Source organism: Streptosporangium sp. NPDC002607, assembly GCF_053592655.1.
This window is the reverse complement of record NZ_JBSFWD010000086.1, coordinates 1-25,031: the sequence shown is the minus strand read 5'-3', so window position 1 is coordinate 25,031 and position 25,031 is coordinate 1. Positions and strand designations below refer to the sequence as shown.

Annotated in this window: 21 protein-coding genes and 1 pseudogene; 9 read left to right on the top strand and 13 right to left on the bottom strand. The window is 69.6% G+C overall.

Annotation, left to right across the window (positions count from 1 at the left end; all coding sequences use genetic code 11):
• Positions 1-397 precede the first annotated feature (397 nt).
• The 3 genes from ACWD3H_RS44880 to ACWD3H_RS44870 all read right to left on the bottom strand — a co-directional run bounded on the left by ACWD3H_RS44880 (position 398) and on the right by ACWD3H_RS44870 (position 3,393).
• Entirely contained in the window at positions 398-1,198 is an 801-nt protein-coding gene (locus ACWD3H_RS44880) for a hypothetical protein (RefSeq protein WP_451959380.1), read from the bottom strand.
• A gap of 95 nt (positions 1,199-1,293) precedes the next feature.
• Complete coding sequence (locus tag ACWD3H_RS44875; RefSeq protein WP_451959379.1) at positions 1,294-1,959, bottom strand: DUF6461 domain-containing protein; 666 nt, start codon at positions 1,957-1,959, stop codon at positions 1,294-1,296.
• A 225-nt stretch (positions 1,960-2,184) separates the two neighbouring features.
• A complete protein-coding gene (locus tag ACWD3H_RS44870) occupies positions 2,185-3,393 on the bottom strand; it encodes a DUF6461 domain-containing protein (protein ID WP_451959378.1) in 1,209 nt (402 codons plus the stop codon).
• 357 nt (positions 3,394-3,750) lie between these two features.
• On the opposite strand from ACWD3H_RS44870, the pseudogene ACWD3H_RS44865 reads away from it, so the two are divergent.
• Positions 3,751-4,065 (top strand): annotated as a pseudogene (locus tag ACWD3H_RS44865) (plasmid pRiA4b ORF-3 family protein); the annotation flags it as partial.
• 72 nt (positions 4,066-4,137) lie between these two features.
• Here ACWD3H_RS44865 and ACWD3H_RS44860 read toward each other — a convergent pair.
• A complete protein-coding gene (locus tag ACWD3H_RS44860; protein WP_451959377.1) occupies positions 4,138-5,496 on the bottom strand; it encodes an alpha/beta hydrolase in 1,359 nt (452 codons plus the stop codon).
• Between the two features lie 219 nt (positions 5,497-5,715).
• Between ACWD3H_RS44860 and ACWD3H_RS44855 the strand changes: the two genes are divergently transcribed.
• Both ACWD3H_RS44855 and ACWD3H_RS44850 read left to right on the top strand, forming a co-directional pair.
• Entirely contained in the window at positions 5,716-6,009 is a 294-nt protein-coding gene (locus ACWD3H_RS44855; protein ID WP_451959376.1) for a hypothetical protein, read from the top strand.
• A gap of 200 nt (positions 6,010-6,209) precedes the next feature.
• Positions 6,210-6,782: a barstar family protein gene (locus tag ACWD3H_RS44850; protein ID WP_451959381.1), complete on the top strand. Its 573-nt coding sequence runs from the start codon at positions 6,210-6,212 to the stop codon at positions 6,780-6,782.
• A 741-nt stretch (positions 6,783-7,523) separates the two neighbouring features.
• On the opposite strand, the gene ACWD3H_RS44845 is transcribed toward ACWD3H_RS44850, so the two are convergent.
• The 7 genes from ACWD3H_RS44845 to ACWD3H_RS44815 form a co-directional block, all read right to left on the bottom strand.
• Positions 7,524-10,667 (bottom strand): helix-turn-helix domain-containing protein, encoded by a 3,144-nt coding sequence (locus tag ACWD3H_RS44845; protein ID WP_451959375.1) that lies wholly within the window; start codon positions 10,665-10,667, stop codon positions 7,524-7,526.
• A gap of 591 nt (positions 10,668-11,258) precedes the next feature.
• Positions 11,259-12,692, bottom strand: coding sequence for an MFS transporter (locus ACWD3H_RS44840; RefSeq protein ID WP_355562428.1), 1,434 nt, complete (start codon positions 12,690-12,692; stop codon positions 11,259-11,261).
• A gap of 23 nt (positions 12,693-12,715) precedes the next feature.
• On the bottom strand, positions 12,716-13,819 hold the full coding sequence (locus ACWD3H_RS44835; protein WP_451959374.1) for a GntG family PLP-dependent aldolase: 1,104 nt from the start codon (positions 13,817-13,819) through the stop codon (positions 12,716-12,718).
• Positions 13,820-13,867: 48 nt separating this feature from the next.
• The gene (locus tag ACWD3H_RS44830; protein ID WP_451959373.1) at positions 13,868-15,175 is read right to left on the bottom strand and encodes an ATP-grasp domain-containing protein; all 1,308 of its coding nucleotides are present in this window, start codon (positions 15,173-15,175) and stop codon (positions 13,868-13,870) included.
• Complete coding sequence (locus ACWD3H_RS44825) at positions 15,172-16,203, bottom strand: PLP-dependent cysteine synthase family protein (RefSeq protein WP_355562419.1); 1,032 nt, start codon at positions 16,201-16,203, stop codon at positions 15,172-15,174. The genes ACWD3H_RS44830 and ACWD3H_RS44825 overlap by 4 nt, the downstream gene beginning before the upstream one ends.
• The gene (locus ACWD3H_RS44820; protein WP_451959372.1) at positions 16,200-17,105 is read right to left on the bottom strand and encodes a GHMP family kinase ATP-binding protein; all 906 of its coding nucleotides are present in this window, start codon (positions 17,103-17,105) and stop codon (positions 16,200-16,202) included. Before ACWD3H_RS44820 ends, ACWD3H_RS44825 begins: the two co-directional genes overlap by 4 nt.
• Entirely contained in the window at positions 17,102-18,601 is a 1,500-nt protein-coding gene (locus tag ACWD3H_RS44815) for a lyase family protein (protein WP_451959371.1), read from the bottom strand. Before ACWD3H_RS44815 ends, ACWD3H_RS44820 begins: the two co-directional genes overlap by 4 nt.
• 126 nt (positions 18,602-18,727) lie before the next feature.
• Here ACWD3H_RS44815 and ACWD3H_RS44810 point away from each other — a divergent pair, with 126 nt between their 5' ends.
• From ACWD3H_RS44810 to ACWD3H_RS44795, 4 genes are all read left to right on the top strand, one after another.
• Positions 18,728-19,462, top strand: coding sequence for a helix-turn-helix domain-containing protein (locus ACWD3H_RS44810; protein WP_451959370.1), 735 nt, complete (start codon positions 18,728-18,730; stop codon positions 19,460-19,462).
• Positions 19,463-19,469: 7 nt separating this feature from the next.
• Entirely contained in the window at positions 19,470-20,126 is a 657-nt protein-coding gene (locus ACWD3H_RS44805) for a LuxR C-terminal-related transcriptional regulator (protein ID WP_451959369.1), read from the top strand.
• A gap of 208 nt (positions 20,127-20,334) precedes the next feature.
• Positions 20,335-20,796: a hypothetical protein gene (locus ACWD3H_RS44800; RefSeq protein WP_451959368.1), complete on the top strand. Its 462-nt coding sequence runs from the start codon at positions 20,335-20,337 to the stop codon at positions 20,794-20,796.
• Entirely contained in the window at positions 20,777-21,088 is a 312-nt protein-coding gene (locus ACWD3H_RS44795) for a transcriptional regulator (RefSeq protein WP_451959367.1), read from the top strand. The genes ACWD3H_RS44800 and ACWD3H_RS44795 overlap by 20 nt, the downstream gene beginning before the upstream one ends.
• Before the next feature lie 24 nt (positions 21,089-21,112).
• On the opposite strand, the gene ACWD3H_RS44790 is transcribed toward ACWD3H_RS44795, so the two are convergent.
• A complete protein-coding gene (locus tag ACWD3H_RS44790) occupies positions 21,113-21,238 on the bottom strand; it encodes a hypothetical protein (RefSeq protein ID WP_451959366.1) in 126 nt (41 codons plus the stop codon).
• Positions 21,239-21,294: 56 nt separating this feature from the next.
• Between ACWD3H_RS44790 and ACWD3H_RS44785 the strand changes: the two genes are divergently transcribed.
• Together ACWD3H_RS44785 and ACWD3H_RS44780 are read left to right on the top strand one after the other, a co-directional pair.
• The gene (locus tag ACWD3H_RS44785; RefSeq protein WP_451959365.1) at positions 21,295-21,705 is read left to right on the top strand and encodes a response regulator transcription factor; all 411 of its coding nucleotides are present in this window, start codon (positions 21,295-21,297) and stop codon (positions 21,703-21,705) included.
• A 428-nt stretch (positions 21,706-22,133) separates the two neighbouring features.
• Positions 22,134-24,137: a DUF6571 family protein gene (locus ACWD3H_RS44780; protein WP_451959364.1), complete on the top strand. Its 2,004-nt coding sequence runs from the start codon at positions 22,134-22,136 to the stop codon at positions 24,135-24,137.
• Between the two features lie 88 nt (positions 24,138-24,225).
• Here ACWD3H_RS44780 and ACWD3H_RS44775 read toward each other — a convergent pair whose 3' ends face one another.
• Positions 24,226-24,669: a hypothetical protein gene (locus ACWD3H_RS44775; RefSeq protein WP_451959363.1), complete on the bottom strand. Its 444-nt coding sequence runs from the start codon at positions 24,667-24,669 to the stop codon at positions 24,226-24,228.
• Positions 24,670-25,031 lie beyond the last annotated feature (362 nt).

The following is a 25,031-nucleotide window of genomic DNA, read 5'->3' as shown; positions in this document are numbered from 1 at the left end:
TCGCGCCCGCACGGCCTCCAGTTCTTGAGGGGTCATCTTCCCTCACCCCCAAAGCAGGTGACATACCGTCTCCTACCCGAGGTAACCAAGTCCTACTAGTGCTGCGTTCCTTTTTGAGCAGGTCGAGGGATGGTTCCAGGCCGCCCGCATCGATCCGGCCACAGCCCGCCAGATCTTCGGCCTCCTCACCCGCTACAGCCGGACCTGGGAGGCCTACGACCGCGAACGCGACTTCATGATCCGCCACGGTATACCCGCTGCCTTCCTCCCCGGCCCCGAGCCTGGCCGCTTCAGTCCCGCGAATGCTGTCCGATAGCGGCTCCCCCACCAGAACGCCACCGGCTCGAATCCTTCGGCTGTCTCGCCTCTGGCGCGGCGATCTTTAACGGCGTTCCAGTCATGGAGCCCAGGGCAGCCGTACCGCTTCGATCTCGGAGTCTTTCAGAAGCACGTCGATGAGCGAGGCGGGCCCGGCCACCTTGGTGGCCCACAGGTCGTAGTCGGTGCAGATGATCCATGAATGGTCCTCGGCCCAGAGGTTGGACGGGCTGAAGCCGACCTCGGGGTTGTCGTACAAGATCTCGGCATCGCCGAGGCGACCCGCACGCACATGGAGGTTGTCGAAATCGGTGGTCCCGAGCATCAGGGGGCTGTAGTAGGCCAGGCAGCGGGTGTCCGCGCCCGCAGGGCTATGGGCACGGAGCAGGCCGATCAGATGGTTCCAGGTCTCGCGGTCCATGCTGCCCTCGGTCGGCGGAGCGATCGAGATGGGCCAGCTGCCGTTGACAGGGACGGAGGGGAAGCAGCGGTAACAAGGCAGGAGACCTTCGGGGACTACCGGATCGCCGCTGCGTTGCGCAAGGTCGGCCCAGCGCAGCCGTTTCCAGCCGGGGCCGGGGTGCTCGGCGCGGCCGAGGCCGCCTCCGATGACGGTTCCCACGGTGTTCATGTCGAGGCCACCGACGATCTCGGGGGGCACGCTTCCGTCCGCGATCGCGGCGCGGTGAACGTCGTCATAGGAGATATCGGTAGGGGCCTGATCATGCTCGTACATAGCGTTCAGTACCCAGGCTGCGTCCGGGAGCGGAGGCGGCATGAAGCCGGTGAGGCCGTCGCCGACAAGTTCTCGCAGCCAGTCGGTGGCACTGGAGGGCGCGACCGGCCACCGGGCTGAAAGCGAGGTCGATGGCTGGGGCATCTGACTATTCTCTCAGGTCGGGAGATATCAGTCGCAGGTCACATCCAGCGAAGTGGTGTACGTAAGCCGATGGGTTTCTGGATGAGTTTGGGCGTTCAGTGCGTAACAGGGCCTGAGGAGGTCAGGTAGGGATGTTCCGCATTCAACCACCTGCGGTCCAGCCGCACTCCTGTAGCCAACTCGATGCCCGTCAAGAAGCCCGCCCGCCAGTCCCAGTTGTCGTCTCTCCCGGTCCAGGCGGTGTCCTCGTAGTCGAGGAAGAAGCCGCTGATCGCCGTCAATTCCGGCCACCATGCCAGGTTCGGGTGGTCCTCAGGGCGTCCAGGGAACAGTCCGTCGATCGACAGGAGGACCTCGCCGTCGACGGCGAGGGACAGGTAGTTCACGGAGTTGACGTTCCACCAGGCGTTGTAGACGCGGGCATTTGTGCTCAGGGGCCGAGTCACTGCCGGAGGCACCCCGAGATAGTCGAGTCCGTACAAGACGATCGCTGACCCGGCCCGGTCCACCGCCACCGGAGGCGGATTCAGGCGGTAGTCGGGAAGGTCGACGACGTCAAGGCTGGCCGCTTCGTGGACCTCGTGCCCGGTGCCCCCGCTCAATCGGGTACCGATGTCTTCCACGGTGAGAGGCGCCGCGCCGACGTTGGGAACGACGACCGTCCAGCACAACGCCACATCCAGTGCAGGTGGCACGGGCTCGCCGACAAGCCGCCGATAGTGCTTGTACACCTCATCGGCTGCGGGCCGTCCGTCATCCACGTGATGGTCTCTTTCGTCATTGTCGAGTGGGTCGAGGAAGATCTTCGTGGAGGGCGGGGCAGCGTGACCGCCTGTGCCGATCCTGGGACTGGGCTGGCTCTTGCGCCGCGCAGGCCGACGGGAAGACCGCTGCTTTCGCAGGCGGGAGCCGGATGTCGCTCACGGACCGTGTGAGCCGGCGGTCGGCACGCGTTTCCGATCCTGATCTGCAGGACTAGGGACCTGCTATGCCGAGGCGGCGCGCAGCATCGCGGCGACGGCCGCCGCGTGATCGCGGTCAGCCATGACCTGATCCCCGTGGACCAGGGCGAAGTGGGTGCTGTAGGCGGCCCTCCTGGCATCGGGTGACAGGGCATGGCGCACCGCCACCGCCGCCTGCCAGCGAGGCCGGGCCGCCTCCCGCTCCTCCTCACCCGGGCGGTGATGCCACCTGCAGCTCGGGCAGGTCGGCATGCCGGTCGCGGTATCGATGGAGAAGATGTTGCGCCTGTCGCCCGGAGAGCGGTGCGGATCCGCGGACGGGCTCGTCATCCACTCGCCGGTGGCGCTGTCGATCGGATGGCCGGTCAGCTCCGACTCATAGCCGCGGATGAGCTCGGCGAGCGGGGAGTCGTGCCCGACCGGGGGCGTTTCGCCCCGCTCGGCCCGGGCGAGCGCCTCGGCGAGCACCGGGTGGCCGGCTACGCCTGCCAGCCCGCACTGGCGGCGGGCCTCGGCGATCGCGGCCCGCCGCTGGAGGTTAGGGGAGGCGCCGTCAATGGCCTCGGCGAGCCTGCGGTCGACGGCCCGCAGGGCGTGCCGGGCGAGCGGGTCGCCTTCCGGGGGGTCGCCGGGAACCGGGTCGGTGATGACTCCGCCCAGCAGCGGCCCGTCCAGCAGCGCGGGAGTGAACAGCACCCCGCAGATACGACTGGCCAGGGCGAGGGCGGCAGGAATGGAGCCAGGCAGGTACTGAAACTCCTCGTCCGGTTCGGGCTTCAGGCCCAGCTCGCGCATGTCCTCGTTGAGAGCGTCGGGGTGGCTGCCCCAGCGCTCCTGCGGTGTCTGCGGGCGAAAGGCCGTCCGGATCCGGCCGTCTACGGCATGTTCGAAGTCATGCGAGGACGCGTAGTTGTGGCGCATGACGGAGACGGCTTCACCGCCGTTGCGGGTCAACTCGCGCAGGGTCTCGGGCCGGGTCCCCTCCCAGCCGCTGTACTCGAAGGCGATTGTCCAATCGCCGGACCGGGTCGCCAGCACCATGTCGCAGCAGCCCTCGGTCTCCTCGATGCGTTCCATGAGCTCCTCGTCGTCCACCGCACGGATGTTGTCGTCGGCTACGCCGAACCGCCGGAGCGTCTCGCGCTCATCCAGGTCGTGAACGAAGGTGACGGTGTAGATCTCTTCCTGCCAGTCGTCCTCCCACGCGTAATCCGCGGGCATGATCTTGCGCATCGGTCCCCTCAGGCTTTCTCCATCATGATCGCGGCGAGTATGGCAGGCGGGTCCGACATCCCCGACGGTAGGAAGGATCGGCTCGTCGCACGTCCGGCCCAGGAGTTCCAGCTCGGCTCCGGGACGACGGACGAGCTGCAGATGGGGGGCAGCCCACTTAAGCTCAAAATCCACATTGAGTTGATCTTGAAAGGTTGATCCGGCAGATTTTTGGCGTTCTGATCTGTTTCGCCGCTGTGTGCGTGTTCGCATCACTATGGTGTGTATCGTCCGTTAGGTCGGGCTGCCAGGGGGCGTGTGCGGTGACGTCGGTGGAGCGGACCGCTTATCGGATGTTCCCGCGGTTGATGACGACGCGTGTTGCGGGAGGTTCACCCGCCGGTGTGGCGGCGTGTCCACGTGCCGTCGATGGCGACTTTGGCCGACTTGCACGAGGTGATGCAGGTCGCGATGGGCTGGGAGCGGCACCACCTGCACGTGTTCTCCGACGGAGATCGGCAGTACGGCGACAACGCCCGTGACGAGACGGCGGTGACGATGGCCGGTCTCATCCCGAAGGCCGGGGACTGGCTCGGCTATCGCTACGACTTCGGCGACATGTGGGATCACGACATCGAGGTGGAGAAGGTCCACCAGGCCGCGGCCAAGGCCACCTACCCCCGGTGCTTGGCGGCGGGCGCGCCTGCCCCCAGAAGACAGCGGTGGTCCGGAGGGTTACGCCGGAAACGTGTCATGGCACTGCCATTAGGTGGCAGGGCAGGAGGTTCCCTTGGCGGGGACCTTGCCGTTCACCACGTAGTCCTCGACGACGCCGGTGATGCAGGGACCACCGGCCGGGTAAGCGCCGTGCAGATCGCCTCCGTAGGTGACCAGCACGCCGTTGGTGAGCTGCCTGGTCAGGCTCGCCGCCTCCTTGGTCGGTGCGGCCGTGTCCTTCTCCGAGCTGATCACCACGATCGGGGCCGGGCCGGTGTGCCTGACCGTGCGGCCTTCGGGGTCGACGGGCACCGGCCACTGCGCGCATGAGGGGAGCAGGAAGGCGGTCGTCGGGCTGAGCTGGCCGAAGATCGGGGAGATACGGGTCAGCTTGGCCTCGATCCAGGGCAGGTCCCGTATGGCGGGCCGTTCGCGGTCACGGCAGTAGACCCCGCTGCCGTACGGGGCCGAGCCGAAGATCCCGAAGGGGCTGTAGGTGTCGCCTTGGCGACCGGTCATCGCGTCGGCGAGCTCCAGCAGGGGACCACCGTCGCCCTTGATCGCCTTGGCGAACCTGGCTTCCAGCTCCTGCCAGTACGCCTCGCCGACGCTCGCTGCATGCAGGGTGGCGATCGCCAGGCTGGCGCCGAGACGGCGGTCGCCGACCTCGAGCGGCTTGCGCTTGAGCCGCTCGACCAGTCCCTCGACGGCGCTGTCGACCTCCTTGGTGTCCTTGCCCAGGTCACAGCCCTTCTTGACGCACCCGGCCAGGAACCTCTCGTAGAAGAGCTGGTAGGTGCGGGTGAGCTGCGTTACCACCTCGAGCACCGACTGCCGGGGGTTGAGCCCGGCGTCCAGCACCATCCGGCCGACCCGCTGGGGATGCAGGGTGGCGTAGACGCCGCCGAGGACGCTGCCGAGGGACATCCCGTAGTAGTTGAGCTTGTTCTCGCCCAGCGCCGCACGCAGCCGGTCCATGTCCCTGGCCGTGTCGCCCATGCCCGCATGCGGCAGGATCCTGCCCGACTCCTTCTCGCAGGTGCGGATGAAGTCGGCGGTCGCCCGAAGGAACGCCTTACGGTCGGCGGGGTTCCCGACGCCCGGGTTGACGGCGAACAGGCGGTCGATCGAGGCGCCAGGGCCGCAGGTCACCGGAGAGGTAGCGCCCGAGCCGCGCGGATCGAAGCTGACCAGGTCGTACTGTTTGCGCAGGGCCGCGTACTTCTGGTGGCTCGCCGCCAGGTTGATGACGCCGCGGCCGCCACCGCCGAAGTTCATCACCAGCGAGCCGATCCGGGTGCCGGTGGCCTTCGCTCTGATCACCGCGACGTCGACGGTCCCGGCGCTCGGGTTGCCGTAGTCGAGCGGCACGGTCAGCTTGCCGCAATCCAGGCCCGCGGTGGACACGGGCAGTCCGGTACACGCCCCCAGGAGATCGCGGGTGCCGTGGCGGCCGTACCGGTGGTCGTGCCTGCGATGGCAGTGGTGGCCGGCAGGAGTCCCAGCGCGGCCACCACCGGCAGCACCAGGGACCTGGGTGATCGGAGGATCATGATCGCCTTCCGGGTTGAGGAATCTCTCCGCCGACCCTTCCAGCGGTGCTCCCGCGGCTCTTCCCCAATAGGGATGAAAACCACTCGCCGGGTGGCCCTACTCGCGACCGACGTCAAGATCAACCCTGTTAACGATGCCGGTCGTGTACGGCCGCCGTCGGCGCCGGAGTGCTACACCCTGATCGGCTGCGCGCCGATCGGTCCGCTCCGTGAGGCACTGCGGCATGTCGGCACCGATCGGGCATGGCTGGTTGCCGTTGTGCGGGATCAGGACTCGTTGACATCGACCTCTGCGGACATCTGCGCATCCTGCCGGAACTGGGATGGCCACCGGCGCAGCCACCCGGCGCGCAAGAGTTTCTGCTGACCGGTCACGACGAGGAACCGCTGGGCAGCTGCCGAGGCACTGCCGGGGTCTTCCGTGAGCGCCCGACTCCGCCTGTTCACCAGGTGACCCTTCTCGGCTGTCGGCCTGAGGCACCGTTGCGCGCCCTTCTGGAACGCCGATCCACCCGGCGACGTCATCTGCAGGCGGCAATCCATGCCGTCGACAGCACCGGCTTGGCCGTGTCGACGGGCAGGGCGGTGCTTGCCACCGTGACATGCTCACGCCCCTCCCCGCTGGGCGACGGACTCCTCGACATCGTCCTCGATGGCGGAATCGACGATCCGCTGCCCAGCGGTGCCCGCGAGATCTGGCAGTTGTGGCACACCGGCCGGCCCACCCGGCCAGGCCTGTGGGCTGGCTACGACCGGGCGCTGCGGCACGAATGGGCCGGCGCGGCCTTGCACCACCATCCCCACGGGCGGCCGGACCTGCCCGCCGGGCACACTTACCACCTGGACGGCCGGTTCGTCACCGACATCGAGGGCTTCTACTGCGCCCTCGGTGAGGCCATCAACGGCCCTGGAGGCTACTTCGGCTGGAACCTTGGCGCGCTCGACGACTGCCTACATGGCCGGTGGGGCGCCACGCCGCCGTTCCAGCTCATCTGGCACCACGCGGATGTGGTACGCCGACACCTCATCTCGGGCTACGACCGCCCGGCCCACGTCCAACGATCCTGGCGCCCCGCGATCACCCTGAACGACCTGCTCGATATCCTCGCCAAGGGCGGAGCCGATATCGACATGCGATGAATATTCAGCGTTACCTGGAGTCAGTCCAAACGCGGCACTTTCGTGGACCGCAGAAACATCAGTTTGATGGCCGCACCGCGCAGTCCGCCGCGCCTTGGCGGGGCAGCGCTGACCCGCAACTAAGAAATAACCTCCGAGTTCCCGAGCCCCTCTCCAGGACATCCAACCCCAGGACCAGGGCGTTTTCCGGGTAGAGCACGTCGATCTGGTGGTTGAAGGGATTTCGGGCTCGGTGAGGCTTCTCCCTCTTCGTTGAGGCTCTTGTAGCCATGGTGAAGGCGAGGAAGCGCGTGCCGCGCCCGGCCGAGGTGTCGCCCTGGCAGAGAACACCTGCTCACGCGGGGGTCGGCTCCTTACACCGGCTCAGGCGCCCCGGCCACTCGCCGAGCCCTGGGCATCGCCCGGTGCCGCTCCGGGACCGGCTGACCTTAGGCGGCCTTGGTTCCGGCGACCCCAAGGGTGCATAACCTCCCAAACCCCCCCAACGGCCCGATCTCGCCCCTTGGGCTCGCCGGAACTCTGGGCTTTCAGGGGCCTGAACAAACAACGGAACGATCAGTGGCGTTAGCGAGCCGACACGGACGGAGTTACCGCCAACCGTCGTTCGGATGTTGGTCGAGAGACCGGCATCGGATAGGTGCTGAGAATCGTGGCTACATCACTGATTTTGGGAGCCAGAATCGATCGTTTCCCGGACAAGATCAAGTATGCGGAGGCGACCTGTCTTACAGTAGTTCCACATCAGTCCTCCTCTGCCGGCACCCCGAAACGACGCAGTTGCTTTGCTTGTTCGGCTGGCCCCTGTCTGGCCAGCAAGCCGACCAGCCGGTGGGCGGCGTATGGGTTGCCGGTAGCAGCGCGGGTGCGAAGTTCCTCCACCTGCCCCTGCTCTGCCAGCAAATCGACCAGCCGGAAGGCGGCGCCTGTGTCGCCGCTGTCGACGCGAGCACGTAGTTCCTCCACTCGCCCCTGCTCTGCCAGCAGATCGGCCAGGCAGCCGGCGGCGTGTGTGTCGCCGGTGTCGGCGCGGGCGCGTAGTTCCTCTGTCCGCCCCTGCTTTGCCAACAGTCCGGACAGCTGACGGGCAGCGTGTGTGTCGCCGGTGTCGGCGCGGGTGCGTAGTTCCTCCACCTGCCCCTGCTCTGCCAGCAAATCGACCAGCCGGTGAGCGGCGTGTGTGGCGCCTTCGCCGCCGGCATCGGCGTGGGGGCGCAGGACCGTGATGGCCTCCTCCGCTCGCCCCCGCTTGATTAACAGACTGGCCAGCCGGTGGGCGGCGTACGTGTCGCCGGCATCGGCCCGGGCGCGTAATTCCTCTGTCTGTCCTTGCTCGACCAGCAGGCCGGACAGCCACTGGGCGGCAGGTAGGTCGCCGGTGTCGGCATGAGGGCGCAGGGCCGCGATGGCCTCCTCCGCTCGCCCCCGCTTGACCAGCAGGTCGACCAGCCAGCAGGCGGCGTATGCGTCGACACGGGGGCGCAGGACCGTGATGGCCTCCTCCACCCGCCCCTGCTCAAGCAGCAAGTCAGCCAACCGCTGGGCGGGAGGTATGTCGCCGGTATCGGCGCGGGGGCGCAGGACCGTGATGGCCTCCTCCACCCGTTCCTGCTTGACCAGCAGGTCGGCCAGCTCTACCGCGATGGATATATAACCGGTATCGGCTGTATCGCTGGTATCGGCGTGGGGGCGTAGGGCCGCGATGGCCTCCTCCATCCGCCCCTGCCCGGCCAGCAGTTCGGCCAGTCGCCGGGCGGCAGGTATGTCCCCGGCATCGGCGCGGGCACGTAGGACCGCAGCGGCCCCCTCCATCCGCCCCTGCTCGGCCAACAGGTCGGCCAGCTCTACCGCGAGGGATGTATCACCGGTATCAGCATGAGGACGCAGAGCCGCGATGGCCTCCTCCACCCGCCCCTGCTCGGTCAACAGCCTGGCCAGCCACCGGGCAGCGCGTGCGTCGCCGGTGTCGGCGCGGACGCGTAGTTCCTCTGCCCGCCCCTGCTCGGCCAACAGGCTGGCCAGCCGCCCGGCGGCGTATGTGTCGCCGGTGTCGGCGCGAGCACATAGTTCCTCCACCAGCTCTAGCTCGGCCAGCAGACCGACCAGCTGTAAAGCAGCGTATGTGGCGTAGTCGTCGCCGGCGTCTTCGCCGCCGGCACGGGCGTGGGGGCGCAGGACCGCGACGGCTTCCTCCACTTGCTCCTGATCGAGCAGCAGGTTGACCAGCCGCTGAGCGGCGTATGTGTCGCCGGTGTCGGCCCGGGCGCGTAGTTCCTCTGCCCGCCCGTGTTCGACCAGCCGGTTGACCAGGTGGTAAGCGGCGTATGGATCGCCGATGTCGGCGCGAGTGCGCAGGACCGCGATGGCCTCCTCTGCCCGCCCCTGCTCGACCAGCAGGCCGGACAGCCGTAAAGCGGCGATGTCGTCGCCGGTATCGGCGCGAGTGCGCAGGACCGCGATGGCCTCCTCTGCCCGCCCCTGCTCGACCAGCAGGCCGACCAGACTGGTAGCGGCGCTTTCGTCGCCCGCATCGGCGGCGTGCCGGTAGAGAGGTTCGGCGTAGCAGTACAGCAACCGATCCTGCGCGGCCCTACCGGTACTGGCCTGGTCGGCGGGGTCGGTCAGGTGCTCACATAAGGCCCGCCAAGTCGCGCCGGGCACTTTCGTAGTGCGCCGCTGAGCCCCGGCGTGCTGTTGCAGGTAGTCGGCGACCAGGTAGCCCGAGGGGCGCCCCATCGTGCCGGGAGCGGCGACCGGGGCCAACGCCGCTGCGGCGCCGTGCAGGGTCTCGGTCGCATACGCCAGCGCCCCCTCGAACCAGTTGGCCGGCGCGGCCGCCCTCTGGCGGGCGTCGCAGTAACCGGGCGAGGCCGCGCGCAGCAATCCCGCACTCAGCGGAGATTGCACACCGAGCCGGGTGGCGTCGACGGCCGCGTTCAACACCGCCGACTGGTAGGGGTCAGCGCCGCGCCAACGGTCGATCAGCTGCGGGGCCGCGGCGATGACCTGCGTCAGGCCGTAGTCGGCCGATTCCAGCGCCAGCGCGATCCTCGGATCGGCCCTGGAGGCGGCGCGGGCGCGTTTCCGCTCGGCCGGACTGAGTGCGGCATCGAGGTGCACGATGCCGGCCAGGTCCAGGAGCTCGCGTTCGGCGACGTAGGGATCCTCACCGCCGGAGCAGGGCGGGGTGGTGTAAACGGCATGACGCTCAGGCCACACGGTGGCCACCACGGCCGCTCCCGCCTGCAGCAGCGCACGGACGGTGGCGGCGCGCAACCCGGCCGGGCCGCCCAGGTAGCGTTGCAGCTCATCCAGCCACACCACCAGCCGCGACGGCGGGTCGGCGGCCGCCTGCCGGACGTGGTCGGCATCGGCCGGGTGCAGCAGCCACCACTGCGGCACCAAGGCGCGGATCGCCTCATAGGCGCAGCGGGTCTTACCCACCGACGAGGAGCCCACCAGCACCACCAGGCCACCCCGCTCGGCGGCCCGGCCAACCAAGGCACGTACCCCGCGCGGATCGGTGTCGGTGTCGCGTAGCACGTACACCGGCAGTTCACCTGTGGCGCTCGGGGCCTCGATCGCGGCATGGACTCCCAACAGGCGCGGATCGGCCTGCTCCACCCGCACCACCCCGGCCAGCGCCGGCGCGACCGTCAGGGCGCGCTTCCGCGCCGACCGCCACGACCCCCGAGCCTCCTCGGGCACGCCGCAGGCGGTCAGGAACAGCTCCAGCGTCTCGGCTGACGGGCGCGTCTCACCGGACAGCAGGTCGCTGAGGGTGCTGGGCGCCAGCCGGGCGGGCCGCACCGCCTTGGCCAGTTCGGTATAGGAACGCCCCGCCCGCAACGCCTCCAGCGCCGCGGCCAACTCGGCCAGGGTGTGCACCTGCGCTGGATCGGCGCCCGCAGAAGGGTGCCGATCTACTGAAGGCCGCGTCATCGCATCCCTTCGTCATCCTGTCGCATCGCCGGCCGCTACCGGCGATGACCTCCGTCCGGTTCCGGCGGCGAACAGCGCCGGACACCCTGTCCAGGTTCGGCCCGGGGAGGATCCGCCGAAGAAGTACCAGCTTGCCTTTCGCAGGTAGAGAGCCGCAGCGATTCGTCCGGCTTTGTTCGCCGCCGCTGCCGGACTCTCTGGACGTCGGGTGCACTGGGCATTAGCCACCACACAGCGTTGGTCGGCTCACCCTTCCTCACGACCCCCGAGACTTCCTGGAGTCCGTCATGCACGACCTGCCCGCCTGGATCCCGCTGGCCGTCAGTGCCTTGAACCTGGCTACCGCTCTCGTCGGCTGGGCCAGTGCCCGCACCCGCCGCCCCGGCCAGGCAATCGGCGGCCGCACTTCTGACGAACCCCCAGCGGTCGATCCGACCCGACCCACCGGCCGATGACCACGGGTGGGGGGCCGGACCATCCGTGCGTTTTACCGGATCAGGGTCTCCTGACCGCCGGCCGTGGTGTCGGACAGCCGCCTCATTCGCGGCTCGCGGCCCCGCGGTGGCCTCGTGCCGGACCTCCGGCCTCCCCACCGCGCAGGATGAGAGCCGCCGCGAGCAGGGAGAGTACGCAGGCGGACCAGAAGACGGCGGACAGGCCCGCCAGGGTGGCGAGCAGGCCGGCGGAGGCGGCGCCCAGCGGCATGGCGCCCATGCCGATCAGGCGGCAGGTGGCGTTCACCCGGCCGAGCAGACCCTCGGGGATGAGCCGCTGGCGCAGCGAGACGGAGACGACGTTGGTGACGGCGTTGGCCGCGCCGATGCCCGCGGCGGCGGGGAAGACCACCAGGGGAGAGGGGAGGAGGAGGGGCACCAGCAGCAGCAGGGCATTGAGCAGTGTGACGCCCACCAGGGCGCCGTTCTCGCCGGTCAGGCGGGTGAGTGAGCCGGAGAGCACCGAACCGGCCACCGCGCCGGCGGCCAGGGTCGCCGCCAGGAGGCCGTACTGGCCGGGGGTGAGTCCCACCCGGGAGCCGTCACCGACCACCCAGAGCACGAAGACCGCGAAGTAGGCGCCGTAGGCGAGGTTGAGCACGCCGGAGTACGCGGCCAGGCCGCGCAGGGCGCGGTGTCCCCACAGGTGGCGCATGCCGTCGGCGATGTCGGCGCGCAGCGCCTGGGCGGGGGCGGCCTCCGGGCGGAACCGGCCGCGCATGCCGAGCAGCAACAGCGCGCCGGCCGCGTACAGCAGGGCGGCCGTGCCGAACACGGCGGTGGTGGCGATGCCGACCAGCAGGCCCGCGAGCGGGGCGCCGAGGAAGTGGTTGCCGAGGGTCTGGGTGGCGACGAGCCGACCGTTGGCCGCGCCCAGCCGGTCGCCGGTCACGGTCATCGGCAGCGCCGACTGGGCCGAGGTGTCGGCGAACACCTCGGCGGCACCGGCGAGCAGCACCGCCGCCACCAGCACCGGCAGGCTCAGCAGGTCCAGCCAGGCGGCGGCGGCCGTCGCGGCCAGTACGGCGGCGCGGGACCAGCCCGCCAGGACCATGATCCGGCGCCGGTCGAGGCGGTCGGCGATCGCGCCCGCGTGCAGGGCCAGCAGCAGCCACGGCAGCGTCGTCGCGGCACTGACCAGCGCCACCTGCGCCGGTGAGCGAGTGAGGGAGACCGCGAGCAGGGGGACGCCGACGAGCAGGACGCCGTCGGCCAGGTTCGACAGGCCGGACGCCGCCCACAGGTGATGAAACGAGCGCCCCAGCCCCGGACGGCCCGCGTTTCCCCCGGCCCGCTGTTTCGGTGGTTCGTTTGCCGTGGCGCTCGTCGCCTGTGGTTCCGCAGGCCGGTCCCGGTCGGTGTCCGCTGTTCGCTGTTTCGGCGGTTTGCTCTCGGAGAGGTCCGCCGCTCCCCGTTCCGCGGGCCTGCCGGTGTCCGCTGTCCACTGTGCCGACGTGCTGTTTTCGTCCGTTCGCACGGTCTCCCCGCCCCGGTGGGTTCTCATCGGCCGGTGGGGGCGAGCAGTTCGGCGAAGACCCCGATCGCCCGGTCGACGGCGTCCGCGCTGACCCCCGCGTGGGTCACCGCCCGAATCCGCCCGTGCCCCAGCTCCTCCACCCGGACGCCTCTGCGCCGGGCCGCCGCGATGAACGACCGGGTGGTGTAGCGCTCGTCGCGTACCCGGAAGAAGACCATGTTCGTGATCGGCGGGCCGGGGTTCAGCCGTACGCCGGGCAGCCGTGCCAGTCCGCGGGCGAGGCGGGCGGCCTTCTCGTGGTCCTCGGCCAGCCTGCCGGTCATCTCGGTGAGGGCGATGATGCCGCAGGCCGCGATCATGCCGGCCTGCCGCATGCCGCCGCCGAGCATCTTCCGCATCCGCCTGGCCTGGGCGATGATCGCCCGGTCGCCCACCAGCACCGATCCGATCGGCGCGCACAGGCCCTTGGACAGGCAGATCTGCACGGTGTCGGCGTAGAAGGCGATCTCCGCGGGGGTGATGCCCAGCGCGACCGAGGCATTGAAGATGCGCGCCCCGTCCAGGTGCAGCGCCACGCCGTGCGAGCGGGTCAGCTGGGCCACCTCGGCGAGGTAGTCGAGCTGGAGCGGCAGGCCGCCGCACCGGTTCTGCGGCGTCTCCAGGCTGACCAGCGCCGGAGGGGCGATCTGCGGGTCGGTACGGTCGACGGTGCACGCCTCGGCGATGTCCTCCAGGCTGATCGTCCCGTCGGGCAGGTTGGCGAGCGGCTCGTAGACGATGCCGCCGCACATCGAGGCGCCCCCGGCCTCGTAGACGTACAGGTCGGACTCGTGGCCGACGATCGCCTTGCCGCCGCGCGGGCAGTGCGCGAGCAGCGCGGCGAGGTTGGCCATGGTGCCGCTCGGCATCAGGCAGCCCGCGGCCTTGCCGAGCAGGTTGGCCGCCAGCCGTTCCAGCTTGGCCACCGTCGGGTCCTCGCCGTAGACGTCGTCGCCCAGCGGCGCGTTCGCGGCGGCCTCCAGCATCGCGGGGGTGGGCAGCGTGAAGGTGTCGCTGCGCAGCTCGATCTCGCCGCCGTCGTCGTTCTCTCCGGCGACCAGGTGGGGGTTGTCCAGCACGCTCGTCATGGGATTTCCAATCGGGGGAGTTCTGAGTACGGAGGCCGGGGCGGAGATTCAGGAGAATGAGGTCCGGTACTCCTGGCGGGGGATCTCGATCGGCGGAAACTCGTGGAGCAGCACGGGCCGCAGGTGGCCGAGCGCGGTGTTCAGCGTCTCCTCCAGCTCGCGATGGCCGGACGCGTGCGCGATCACATAGCCCAGCCGGTCGTAGCTGCTGCGGGCCGGCCGCACCTCGGAACCCTGCGGCGCGGTGACGGCCACCGTGTCGACGCCCGGCACGGCACCGGCCTCCCGCATCCCGGCCACCTCCCGCAGGACGGCCTTCCCCCGCCCGGTCGCGGCGCGCTCCGGCGGCAGCAGGAAGGCGATCCCCGCCGGGGCGAACCGCTCGGGCAGCGGCAGCTGCTCCAGGTCGACCGCGGCCCGTAGGTGGGCGTCGAGCAGGTCGAAGCCACTCGCCCGCGCGATGACCTCGGGGATCATGCCCCCCGCGGGACGGGCGTTGATCTCCACGACGTACGCGTGGCCGTCGATGAGCTTCATCTCGATGTGGGTGGCACCGTGGGTGACACCGACGGCGGTCAGCGCGCGGAACGCGGTTTCGACGAGGATTCGGGTCTCGTCCGCCGGCAGCGGCGCGGGGAAGACGTGCCCGCGCTCCACGAAGTGCGGCGGCGCCGTCACCCGCTTGGCGGTGACGCCGACACAGCGGTGCGACCCGCCGGAGCCGACCGTCTCGACGCTGTACTCGGGGCCTGCCAGATAGCCCTCGATCAGCGCGGTCCTCGCGGTGGCCTGGCCCCGTACGTTGACGGCGGCCGAGGTGATCCGGCGGCAGTGGGCCGCCACCTCCCCGGGCGTGTGACAGAGCACCACGCTCAGCGAGCCGGTGTCGTCGACGGGCTTGACGACGCAGGGCAGCGCGATCCGCGACAGCGCGATCACGACTCGGGTGTCGATGTCGTCGCAGGGGCCGACCAGTTCGAAGGCGGGGGAGGGCAACCGGGCCGCGGCCAGGATCCGGCGGGTCCGCCCCTTGTCCCGGCAGGCGGCGACGGCCTCCGGCGGGTTGCCGGGCAGCCCGAGGTCGGCGGCCAGCCGGGCGACCGCGACGGTGTAGAACTCACTGGTCGTGGTGACCCCGGCGATCTCCCCCAGGGCGCGGCGCAGCTCTGTCGCCAGGGTGGCGGGAGAGTCCGTGTCGCAGGTGGCGACCCGCACCCCGGTGGCCGCCAGCCCGGTGTAGCGGGCCGGGTCGGCGGTGGCCAGCACCGGGGTGAACCCCAGCGCGGCGGCCCTGGCGAAGGCCAGCATCCCGGAGCCGGTGGTGTTGGACTCGACGAAGACGAGGACGGGGTTCATGCGTACTCCAAGGACCGGCCGAGCGTCGCGTAGGACCAGGTCACGGCGGTGTCGGTGAGCTGGATCGGTTCGGGGGCGAGCGGCGGGCGCAGGTCGGTCAGGCCGTGCGCCGCCCGGTACTCGGCGCTGTAGATGGTGTTGACGTACCGGTCGCCCCGGTCGGGGAAGATCACCACCACCGACACGTCCGGGTCGAGCCGCGAGCCGAGCCAGCGCGCCACCTGGTAGGCGGAGCCGGAGCTGTTGCCCGCGAAGACCTTCTCGTGCGAGGCGAGCTCCAGGGTGGCGGCGAAGGCCTCCCGGTCCGACAGCCAGTGGACCTCGTCGATGACCGAGAAGTCGACGTTGGCCGGAACCAGGCTGTTGCCCAGTCCGCTCTGCAACCGCTTCGGCACGTCGGGCTGGCCGAAGATGGCGCTGCCGACGGCGTCCACGGCGACCACCCGCAGTGCGGGGTTGGTCCGGCGCAGCGCCCGCGCCGTCCCGCACAGCGAGCCGCCGCTGCCCACCGCGCCCACCAGTACGTCGACCCGGCCGATCTCCGAGATCACCTCCTCGGCGAGGCGGTCGTAGGCGGCGGGGTTGGCCGGGTTGTCGTACTGCCTGGGCCAGAACGCGCCGGGGTTGGCGGCCAGCACGGCCCGCAGCCGCTCCAGCCTGGCGCTCTGCCAGCCGTTGCCGGTCATGGCGGGCACGATGTCCAGAGTGGCGCCCAGCGCCTCCAGCTTGGCCATGGTGATCGGGTCGATCCGGGGGTCGGTGACGATGTGCACCTCGTGGCCGAGGTACGTGCCGACCAGCGCGACCCCCATGGCCAGGGTGCCCGAGGAGCTCTCCACGATCAGGCCGCCGTCGGTCAGCACCCCCTCGGCCCTGGCGGTCAGGATCGCCTGCCTGGCGACGCGGTCCTTCATTCCGTACGGGTTGGCCAGCTCCAGCTTCGCGTGGACGGTCGCCCCGCCGGTCGCGCGCAGACGCATCAGTGGAGTACGGCCGATGGCGTCGATGGCGTCAGTTCTGAGTGTCATGTCCGGCTCGTGCTCCTACAGACGATGAGGGGCCGCCCCAGCCGCTCCAGCTCCGTGAGGGCGCGGGCCAGCCGGGGACCGTGCTCGGGATCGTGCCGGGCCAGCAGGATGCCCAGGCACGTACCGCTGTGACCGACGACCGTGCCGAGCCCGCCGACGTCGTGGCAGATCTCCTCCACCGCCGCCAGATGGGGTTTGGGGTTGAAGGTCTGGAACAGCCGTGCGCTGGCGGTGGCGACCTGGCCCACAGCGGCCAGGTCGTGGTCGCGTACGGCACCGGTGAGCTGGTCGAGCAACTCGCCGTAGCGCACCGCCCAGTGGGCGGGAATCGGCTTCCTCGACCGGTTGAAGGCGACGGTGTCGACGCTCTCCCCGTCGTCGATCCCGGCGATGGTCAGCTGGGGGAGCGTGCCCATCCGCCGGTGCAGCCGCACCTGCCGGTGGAAGAACGCGGTGATCCCCGGATGCATGACCCCGTCGGACGGCTCGATCTCGGCCATCATCTGTTTCAGCAGCCGGTTGGGGAGCTTGAGGCGGAAGGCCGAGTCCACCGCGCGCGCGGTGGCGACCAGGTCGGCGGTGGAGCTGGCCATGCCCTTGCCCTCGGGGAGCGCGCTGTTGAGCATCAGCCAGCCGCCGGTGTGCACCCCGTAGTGGGACATGATCCCGGTGGCGAGGCGCCGTGCCTTGTTCTTGTGCGGCGGTGAGACGATCACCTGGTCCAGCTGGGGATCGGGTTCGAAGGCGGCCTCCACGTACAGGTCCACGGGGAAGGTCACCAGGAAGTCCGTACCGGATCCCAGGATCCCCTGCAGGAGTTCGCCGAAGGTGCCTGGGGCACGCCCTCGGCCGGCCCCTCCGCTGCGGCCGTCGCTTTCCCGGATCGGCATCTGGATGGTCATGTCAGCTCGCCCGCCTTCGTGCCGGTGGTGTGTTCCCAGGCGTCTCGCAGCCATCGGGACCGCTCGGCGGCTCCCCGGTCGACGGCGGCCAGCCGGGCGCCGACCTGCTCCAGGAGGAGATGGACCTGCTCGGGGTGGGTCGAGCCGGTGGTCTGCTTGCGCCACACGCCCGCCTCCGGATCCAGCAGCTCGCGTACCTCGTCCTCCGTGAGGGCCAGGGTGAAGCCGAGCCGTTCGCCCGCGGAGACCAGGTCCGGCGCCGAGAGCAGGCCGGGGGTGAGGGTGTCTGCGGGGCCGAGCCGCTCCAGGGCGGCCGAGATCCACGCGCCGACGAGCACCTGCGCGTCCCTGGCCGGCACGCCGTGCTCCAGGGTGAGGTGGTTGGCGACGGTCGAGGCGGCCATCAGCTCGTCCCGCACCACCCGGCGGGCCCGCTCCGGGTGGAACCGCACGTCCGTGACCACCCGTTCGAACAGCGCCAGCATCGTGTGGCAGGTCGTGAAGAGGTCCTCCAGGAAGCGGGTGCTCTCCTTGGAGACCTCCACGAGGTTGGTGTAGCCGGTGTTGCGCTGACCGATCATGAGGTCGTACGAGAGCCCGACCAGGTGGCCGCTCATCCCGCGGACCCGTTCCAGGATCGGGAAGTTGCGCTTGTGCGGCATCGCCGAGGAGATGCCGGCGAGCTCGTCCGGCAGGTCGATGAAGCGGCAGCTCGACCCGCTCCACCAGATCAGGTCGGTCAGGAAGCGGCTCAGCGTGGTGCCGAGCACCGACAGCTCCCCGGCCGTGCGCAGCACCCAGGAGCGGGAGGCGACCGAGGTCAGCGCATGCGGCTGCGGGCCGTCGAAACCCAGCGCGACCGCGATCCGCCCCCGGTCCCACGGCAGCTCCAGACCGGCCATCGCCCCGGCGCCCAGCGGGCAGAGGTTGACCGCGTCGAACAGCGCCTGCAGCGACTCGGCGGCACCGGTCACCGCCTCGGCGAGCGCGGCCAGGTAGAAGCCGAAGGTCATGGTCTGCGCGGTCTGGTGCTGGGTGTACCCCGGCATTATCGACTCGGTGTGCCCGGCCGCGGTCTGCAGCGCGGCGCGGGCCAGCCGGCTCACCGCGGCCGCGGTCTCCAGCAGCCGTTCCCTGCCGAGCATGAGCTGGGCGCAGGCCTGGACGTCGTTGCGGCTGCGGTCGACGTGCCAGGCGTGCGCGCTCTCGGGTACGTGTGCCTGGACGCACCTCTCCAGGGCGAACAGCGGGTCCGACATGGCCGCCGCGCGCTCGGCGCCGACCTGCTCGGGCGTCAGGTCCAGCACCGCCCGGCGGATCCGCTCGGCCGCGTCCCGGTCGAGCAGCCCCATGCGGGCGTACTCGCCGGTGTGGGTCAGCTCGATCCAGCGGTAGTGCCGCAGCAGGGTGCGCGTCTCCCAGTCGAACCGCTGGGTCAGGACCGCGTCGTCCAGTAGCGGCGCCGGGCCCCGTCGTATCCGTCCTGTCGGAAGCATGCGTCTCACGCTGCCAGCGCGCATGGGGGGTGACCAGGAGGAATGACCGGCGATATCGCGGCGATAGCCGACGATAACCGGCACTTCCTACGTTGACGGCATCTGGTCGTCACCGGGAGGATTCACGTGAGGTCTGCACTGTTGTCCGACAGCCTGGGATTCGCTCAGCTGCTGCGTACCCATCGCGACAAGGCGCGGCTGACCCAGGAGGAGCTGGCGGAACGCGCCCGCCTGAGCGTGCGCACGCTGCGGGACCTTGAGCGGGGTCGCACCCGTTACCCGCACCGTACCTCGGTGCGTCGCCTGGCCGCCGCCCTTGAACTGACCGGTGAGGACCGGGTGACCTTCGAGGCGGCGCCGCCCCGCTCGCTCGGCGCCCCCGTCGTGGCGCCGCCTCCGGAGTGGGGCCTGCCCTCGGTGAGCGGCACCGTCGCGCTGAGCCGGCTCCCGCTGCTGCGGGAGGTCGAGGAGGTGGTGTCGGTCGCCTCCGGTGGCGGGGAACCCGCGCTGGTGACCGTCACGGGCCCGGCCGGAGTCGGCAAGACCACCCTCGCCGTCCAGTGCGCCCACGTGCTGCGCCAGCGGATGGCACTGGACGTGCTCTTCCTCGACCTCGGCAGTGACCGGCGCGGCCCCGGCGAGCTGCGCACCGCCGTGCGGCAGGCGCGCATAGCTCGCATGACGTCCCCGGCCTCGGGCGGGCGGTGCCTGCTGCTGGTCGACGACGCCGACGGCGCGCGGGACACCGACCGCCTGCCGCCACTGCTGACGCTCGGCTTCACCGCCGTCGTCGTCACCGGCAGGGAACCGCTCGCGGGGCTCGTCCCGTCCCGGCACCTCGTCCTCGCACGCCTGAGGTGAGCGGGAGATGAACAGCCCGAACGCCGACATCCGGGTCCTGATCTGCTACTCGGAGAGGCTGCTTCGCACCGCGCTGTGCTCGATCCTCGCCGCCGAACCGGGGCTGCGCGTCGTGGGAGACGCCGGTGACGGATTCGAGGCGGTCTCCAAGGCCCGCGGCCTGCGACCCGACGTGGCACTCGTCGACGAGCGGCTCACCGGCCTCGACGGCATCCAGGTCACCGAGCGGCTCCGTGCCGACTCCCTGGCCCCTCCGGTGCGGAGCGTCATCCTGACCGAGCAGCCGGAGAGCATGTTCGACGCGGTACGCGCCGGAGCCCGCGGCTTCCTGCTGCGCTCCAGCGACCAGGACGAGCTGGTGGGGGCGATCAGGGCCATCGCGCGAGGGGAGGCGTTCTTCGCGCCGCAGGTCGCCAGCAGCTTCCTGCGGCGGTTCGAGAACGGGCTGCCCTACCGCCCGCCCGAGGCCGTCAAGTCGCTCACCGAGCGCGAGCACGAGGTGCTGGTCCTGGTCGCCGACGGGCTGAACAACACCGAGATCGCGAGCAGGCTGTACGTGAGCCAGGCGACCGTCAAGTTCCACGTCTCCAACCTGCTGTGCAAGCTCAACCTCCGCGACCGCCTGCAGATGGCCGTCTTCGCCCACAAGGCCGGCGTCGTCTGACCCGCCCGCCGCGCCGGGCCCGGCGATCGGAACCTCCGCGACCCAGCACGACGCACCTGAACCGCCCTGCTGGGCCTGCTTGATCTGAGGGGGGCCGGGGCGCCGCAATGCGCTTCGGCTTCCCAGCGAGTGCCAGGCCGTGGTGCCGGTTCCCTGCTTTCCATGATGGAAAGTTTGCTCTATGCTTTCCATGATGGAAAGTTCGCCGGTGAGACCGGAACTCCCTGACGCCACTGCTGCCCGAGCCGCTCTGGACGACGCCGACGCCACCCGTGCCCGCATGGCGCGGCATGTCGTGAGTCCATGGTGGTACTACTGCGGACTCGGAGTGGCGCTCACGCTGTTCTTCGTGTCGATCAGCTTCCGCTGGGCGTCGTACGGGGCCCCGCTCCTGCTGCTCGCGGCGCTCGGGCTCGCCGCCGCGCACAAGCGCTCGACGGGGGTCGTGTTCCGCTTCACTCCCGGTGCCAACCGGGTGTTCCTGCTTTGGGGGCTGATCACCGTGTGCCTGGTCGGGGCCGCGATGTATCTGGAGTACGGGATGGACGTGTTCGGAGCCCACGCGGTGGCCGGGGTGGTGATCGGCGTCTTGACCGTCGCCGCGACCTACCGCGCGGACGCCGTGGCACAACGCGAGCTACGGGATGGCCATGATCGCGCCAGGCTTTGACGAGATCATCCACGCGCCCAACCGGTTGCAGATCTGCGCCATGCTCGCGGCCGTGGAGTCCGCCGAGTTCTCCGTCCTCCGTAAGGAACTCGACATCAGCGACTCGGTACTGAGCAAGCACGTCAAGGTGCTGCAGACGGCCGGCTATGTGAAGGTGACCAAGACGTCGGGCAGGGTGCCCAGGAGCACCTGGCTCGCCCTCACCCGCGCAGGCCGCGAGGCCCTGGCCGGCCACCTGGCCGAGTTGCGGCGTCTCGCCGACTTCGTCGCCCCCATACCTGACGCGGGTTAAGAAATACCCCTTCACGCGGCATGGTCAGGTGGCGGGCGTCTCCGGTAGGGCGATGGAGGTCACCGCCAGGCCGTTGTCGCGCTGCGCGCTGCGGTGGACGAGCACCAGCCGGACATCGCCGTCGTCGACGTGCGGATGCGGCCGACCCACACCGACGAGGGTCTGCGCGCCGCGATCGACGTTCGCCGCGCCCACCCCGCATCGGGGTGCTGGTCTTCTCCCAGTACGTGGAGACGCGCTGCGCGACCCTGCTCCTGGCCGAGGGCTCGCGGGGCGTGGGATACCTGCTGAAGGAGCGGGTCGCCGACGTCGGTGACTTCCTGGCCGCGCTCTCCAGGATCGCGGCGGGCGAGACCGTGCTGGACCCGGAGGTGGTCACCCGGATGATGGCGACCGGCAGGCGCGCCGACGCCCTCGACACCCTCACCTCCAGGGAGCGCGAGGTGCTCGTCATGATGGCCGATGGCCGCTCCAACGGCGCGATCGCCGAGGCGCTGCTCCTGTCGTACGGGTCGGTGGAGAAGCACGTCACGCACATCTTCAGCAAGCTCGGGCTGCCGCCGTCGCAGAGCGACCACCGCCGCGTGCTCGCCGTGCTGCGCTACCTGGAGTCCTGACGCTTGGTGATCCTCGAAGCCGTCAGCATGGCGTTGCCTCGGTAGCCCGACCAGGTCCGGCCAGACCCTCCTATGCCGACCGCCCGGGGAAATGGCGAGGACGCGGTCCGTAGATCGCACTCTCGGGGGCATGAGGCCCCGGATAAGTCTGTGCTCGCTTTCGCGGCTCCTGGAATATATCCCGGGCTCGCGAGGGGCGATCGTGATTTTGGTGGAGCCTCTTCGCTCTCGGGTTCTTTTCGACATGGAACCCGATCCGGAGCGACATCCGTCAGCCCGAGGGCGGCGGCCGACGTTGGCGGGAGAGGAAAGGAATCGCGCGTACGGCCTTCCCGGTTGCGCCGAAGCCCAATCGAGAGAATTGTTCCTTGATATCGGTAATTACTGATTGCCGTGTGTTGTATAAGATTACAGTTGTCTATGGTGAGATGATCGGGAATGCGATCAGGGGGATCATGGAGTCCACGCCACCGGGAACAGGGCCGCTGTCGCCGGACTTCGCCGGGCTCGATCCGGACCTGATGCGGGATTTCGTCTCCTCTCTGGAACGCGGCCGTGACGTGATCGGCGAGCAGGCCGAGCGGATCCGCCAGTTGCTGGCGACGGCCGAGGTGTCGATGTCGGGACTGCAACCGATCGGGCAGATCGCGGGCTGGATCGATGACGAGTTGCCAGGACTGAGGCGGCGCATGGAGATCGCCCGGGCGACCAATGCGCTGCCCTCGTGGGGAAGAGGTTCCCCACTGGTCGCCTTCGACGAGAGTGCCTATCGATCCCCGGAGGAGTCGCGCAGGCAGGGTACGGAGCTGGGTGGGCAGCTGATGGACATCGGCCCCGTCGGCTTCTGGACCCATCACGCCGACGCCGACAGGTACGCCAAGGTCCTCAGGGAGTTGGACGGCAACAAGAACGACGCCGACTTCACCGCGGCCTTCTTCGCCGCCCTCGGAACGGAGGGAGCCCTGAAGCTTCCCACGTTGTTCCGGGAGAACCTGCACACGGCGAACCTTCAGGCGACCGCCGCTCCGCCCGACCCCGACGACCCGCTCACCCGTACGCTGAGTCAGGCCTTCGGCAGCGCGGTCACTGGAGGGTCGCAGGTCCCGGGGTTCGCGAAGATCAAGGCCGCGGTGCAGAGCCCGGACCCGGCGGATCGGCTCGGCGCCGAGCTCCTGCTGTCGGCGGGGGAGTTTCCCGCCGAGTGGCTGGCGGGGGTGGCGTCGGCATGGGGGATGGCGAACCCGCGCAAGGTCTCCACCGGGCTGATGTACGCGCTGGGGAACAACCCGTCAGCCGCACGGCTGGCGGTCGAGAAGGTGACCGGGCCGTACACGAAGGACCAGCAGAAGCTGAAGGAGTACCTGAAGAAGCTCAACGAGCACGCCGGCGGCCTCTATGCGAGCCACGACAGCAGGAGTGACGCCTTCGGGCGCATGCTCGCCGCGGCCTCCGGCGCCTATGACGAGCGAGACGGCGAGCACAGCAAGGAGGCGGCGGCGTTCGCCTTCGCGGTGATGACGACGCTGGGGGACATCAAGCTGGGGGAGAAGGCCCGGGTGCACATGGCGGAGATCGCCGGTGCCTACACCACGGAGATCACCGAAGGTGCCACCCTCGGCGACGGCAACATGACCGAGGCCAGCACACTGAAACCGACGACCTCGGCACTGGGCCTGACGTCGGCGTTCACCCTGAGCCCGAAGGACACCTACAGGTTCCTCAAGACCTTCGCCGACACGGACGAGAACCTCACCCCGTTCCAGGAGGCGATGGGACGGTTTTCCCAGCGCCTGATCGACGACACCCTGGCGACGACCAAGCAGGGCCGGGATACCGATTCCCTGGAACAGGCGCTCGATGCCCTGGGCAACGTCCGGGGTTTCGAGATGGCCGCAGCCGAGAAGGTCCGGGGCACCATGGACGTGGCCGACACGCAGGCCCAGAAGCTCCAGAGCTTTGTCATCGGCTCGACGCTGGGGGTGACCGGTCTCGGCGTGCCGGGCATGGCCGGTCAACTGACCTGGCTGGCACTGGGCACGGGTTTCTCCGGTAAGGACGCCTTCCTACCGGAGGACCAGAAGCGGGTGGACAAGCTCAACAAGGTCGACGGGAACGCGACGCTCGGCCGCCAGCACGCTCTCGCACAGGCGCTCATCGCCAACGGCTTCGCGCCGAAGGTGACGCCCGCCGAATATCAGGCGACCTGTCCACCGGGCGTCGCCATCGCCGACGACGAGGGCAACCTCAGGCCGTTCCCCGAGCTGCTCAAGCAGGGTGACAAGGGCCTGGTGGCCTTCGAGAAGTGGGCCGCCGCCAACGGGATGGGTGGCCGCGACAGATTTTCGGTCGGGAACCTGTCCGGTCGTATGGCGAACTGGTTCGAGGGTGGTAACGGACGGGGCAGGCAACGCGCCCTGGTCTTCGACAACTAGGGGCCGGCCCAGCACGTTGTCGGAGAGCCTCGACCCTGGCAAAGGGAGCGGTTTCCGACAGTCTGGCTGACGTTATTGAATGACTGGATTACGAGGTTGGGAGACACTCGGTCTCGCCGCGGACCCTGAATTGTCCGTCGGCCGTCGATTCCAGGACGAGCGCTGTCTTGGCCGTCTTGTTGGCCAGCTTGATGGGGGCGTTGCCTGGGTCTTCGGTGATCTCGTAAGGAGCGACGGCGGAGAGCGCGCCCACCATGAGCCCGTTGAGCCCGTCCGCGTCAGAGTGCGGTTCGGTGTCTCGGCCAGTGGCTGCGAAGGTCCGTTTGGCCCGGCCCTCACCGCAGGGAATGTCCCTCTCCCCGGGATCAGTGATCTTGACATCCAACGCCTGGCTTCTCTTCATCAGCCCGGTGATGTGGAGCTTCAGGGTCTCACCGGCCTCGGCGGCGGTGGGCTCTTTTTCGGCGCAACCGGAAATCGCCAATAAAACCACCGCACAAATCATGACGCCCTGCCGTACGAGACGTGCCATGAAGTCCTCCAGGAGCTGATCGATTTCCTGCTGGTTTCATAATGTCCAACGGATCGGCCCGGCGCCTCCACCTGAGCAGAGGGATGCTCACCGGGAGGGTTCCCGGCTGGAGCGGAGTCCGGTGCACGGGGAACAGGCTTCGGTGGGGATCAAGGCGCTCCGGCGACTGCTGGAGCACGTGGGTACCGGGCGAGGGGAGGGGATTTCTGGGTGTCCTTCCAGGTGTCTCGCTCGCCGCCGAGAGCATCTGGGACGTCGTGGTCGCCCGTCCGGGGTGGTTGCGGACCACCATGAACCGGGAGGTCTGACCCTCGTACGGTCAGGCCTCGGAGAGCCGGAACCAGACCACCCGGCCGGTCGGG

Coding starts and splice junctions, on each gene's coding strand:
- ACWD3H_RS44855 (WP_451959376.1), top strand. CDS start 5,716: ATGAAAACCACTCGCCGGGTGGCCCTACTCGCGACCGACGTCAAGATC.
- ACWD3H_RS44880 (WP_451959380.1), bottom strand. CDS start 1,198: ATGCCCCAGCCATCGACCTCGCTTTCAGCCCGGTGGCCGGTCGCGCCC.
- ACWD3H_RS44780 (WP_451959364.1), top strand. CDS start 22,134: ATGATCGGGAATGCGATCAGGGGGATCATGGAGTCCACGCCACCGGGA.
- ACWD3H_RS44830 (WP_451959373.1), bottom strand. CDS start 15,175: ATGAACCCCGTCCTCGTCTTCGTCGAGTCCAACACCACCGGCTCCGGG.
- ACWD3H_RS44825 (WP_355562419.1), bottom strand. CDS start 16,203: ATGACACTCAGAACTGACGCCATCGACGCCATCGGCCGTACTCCACTG.
- ACWD3H_RS44870 (WP_451959378.1), bottom strand. CDS start 3,393: ATGCGCAAGATCATGCCCGCGGATTACGCGTGGGAGGACGACTGGCAG.
- ACWD3H_RS44805 (WP_451959369.1), top strand. CDS start 19,470: ATGAACAGCCCGAACGCCGACATCCGGGTCCTGATCTGCTACTCGGAG.
- ACWD3H_RS44815 (WP_451959371.1), bottom strand. CDS start 18,601: ATGCTTCCGACAGGACGGATACGACGGGGCCCGGCGCCGCTACTGGAC.
- ACWD3H_RS44775 (WP_451959363.1), bottom strand. CDS start 24,669: ATGGCACGTCTCGTACGGCAGGGCGTCATGATTTGTGCGGTGGTTTTA.
- ACWD3H_RS44820 (WP_451959372.1), bottom strand. CDS start 17,105: ATGACCATCCAGATGCCGATCCGGGAAAGCGACGGCCGCAGCGGAGGG.
- ACWD3H_RS44835 (WP_451959374.1), bottom strand. CDS start 13,819: ATGACGAGCGTGCTGGACAACCCCCACCTGGTCGCCGGAGAGAACGAC.
- ACWD3H_RS44795 (WP_451959367.1), top strand. CDS start 20,777: ATGATCGCGCCAGGCTTTGACGAGATCATCCACGCGCCCAACCGGTTG.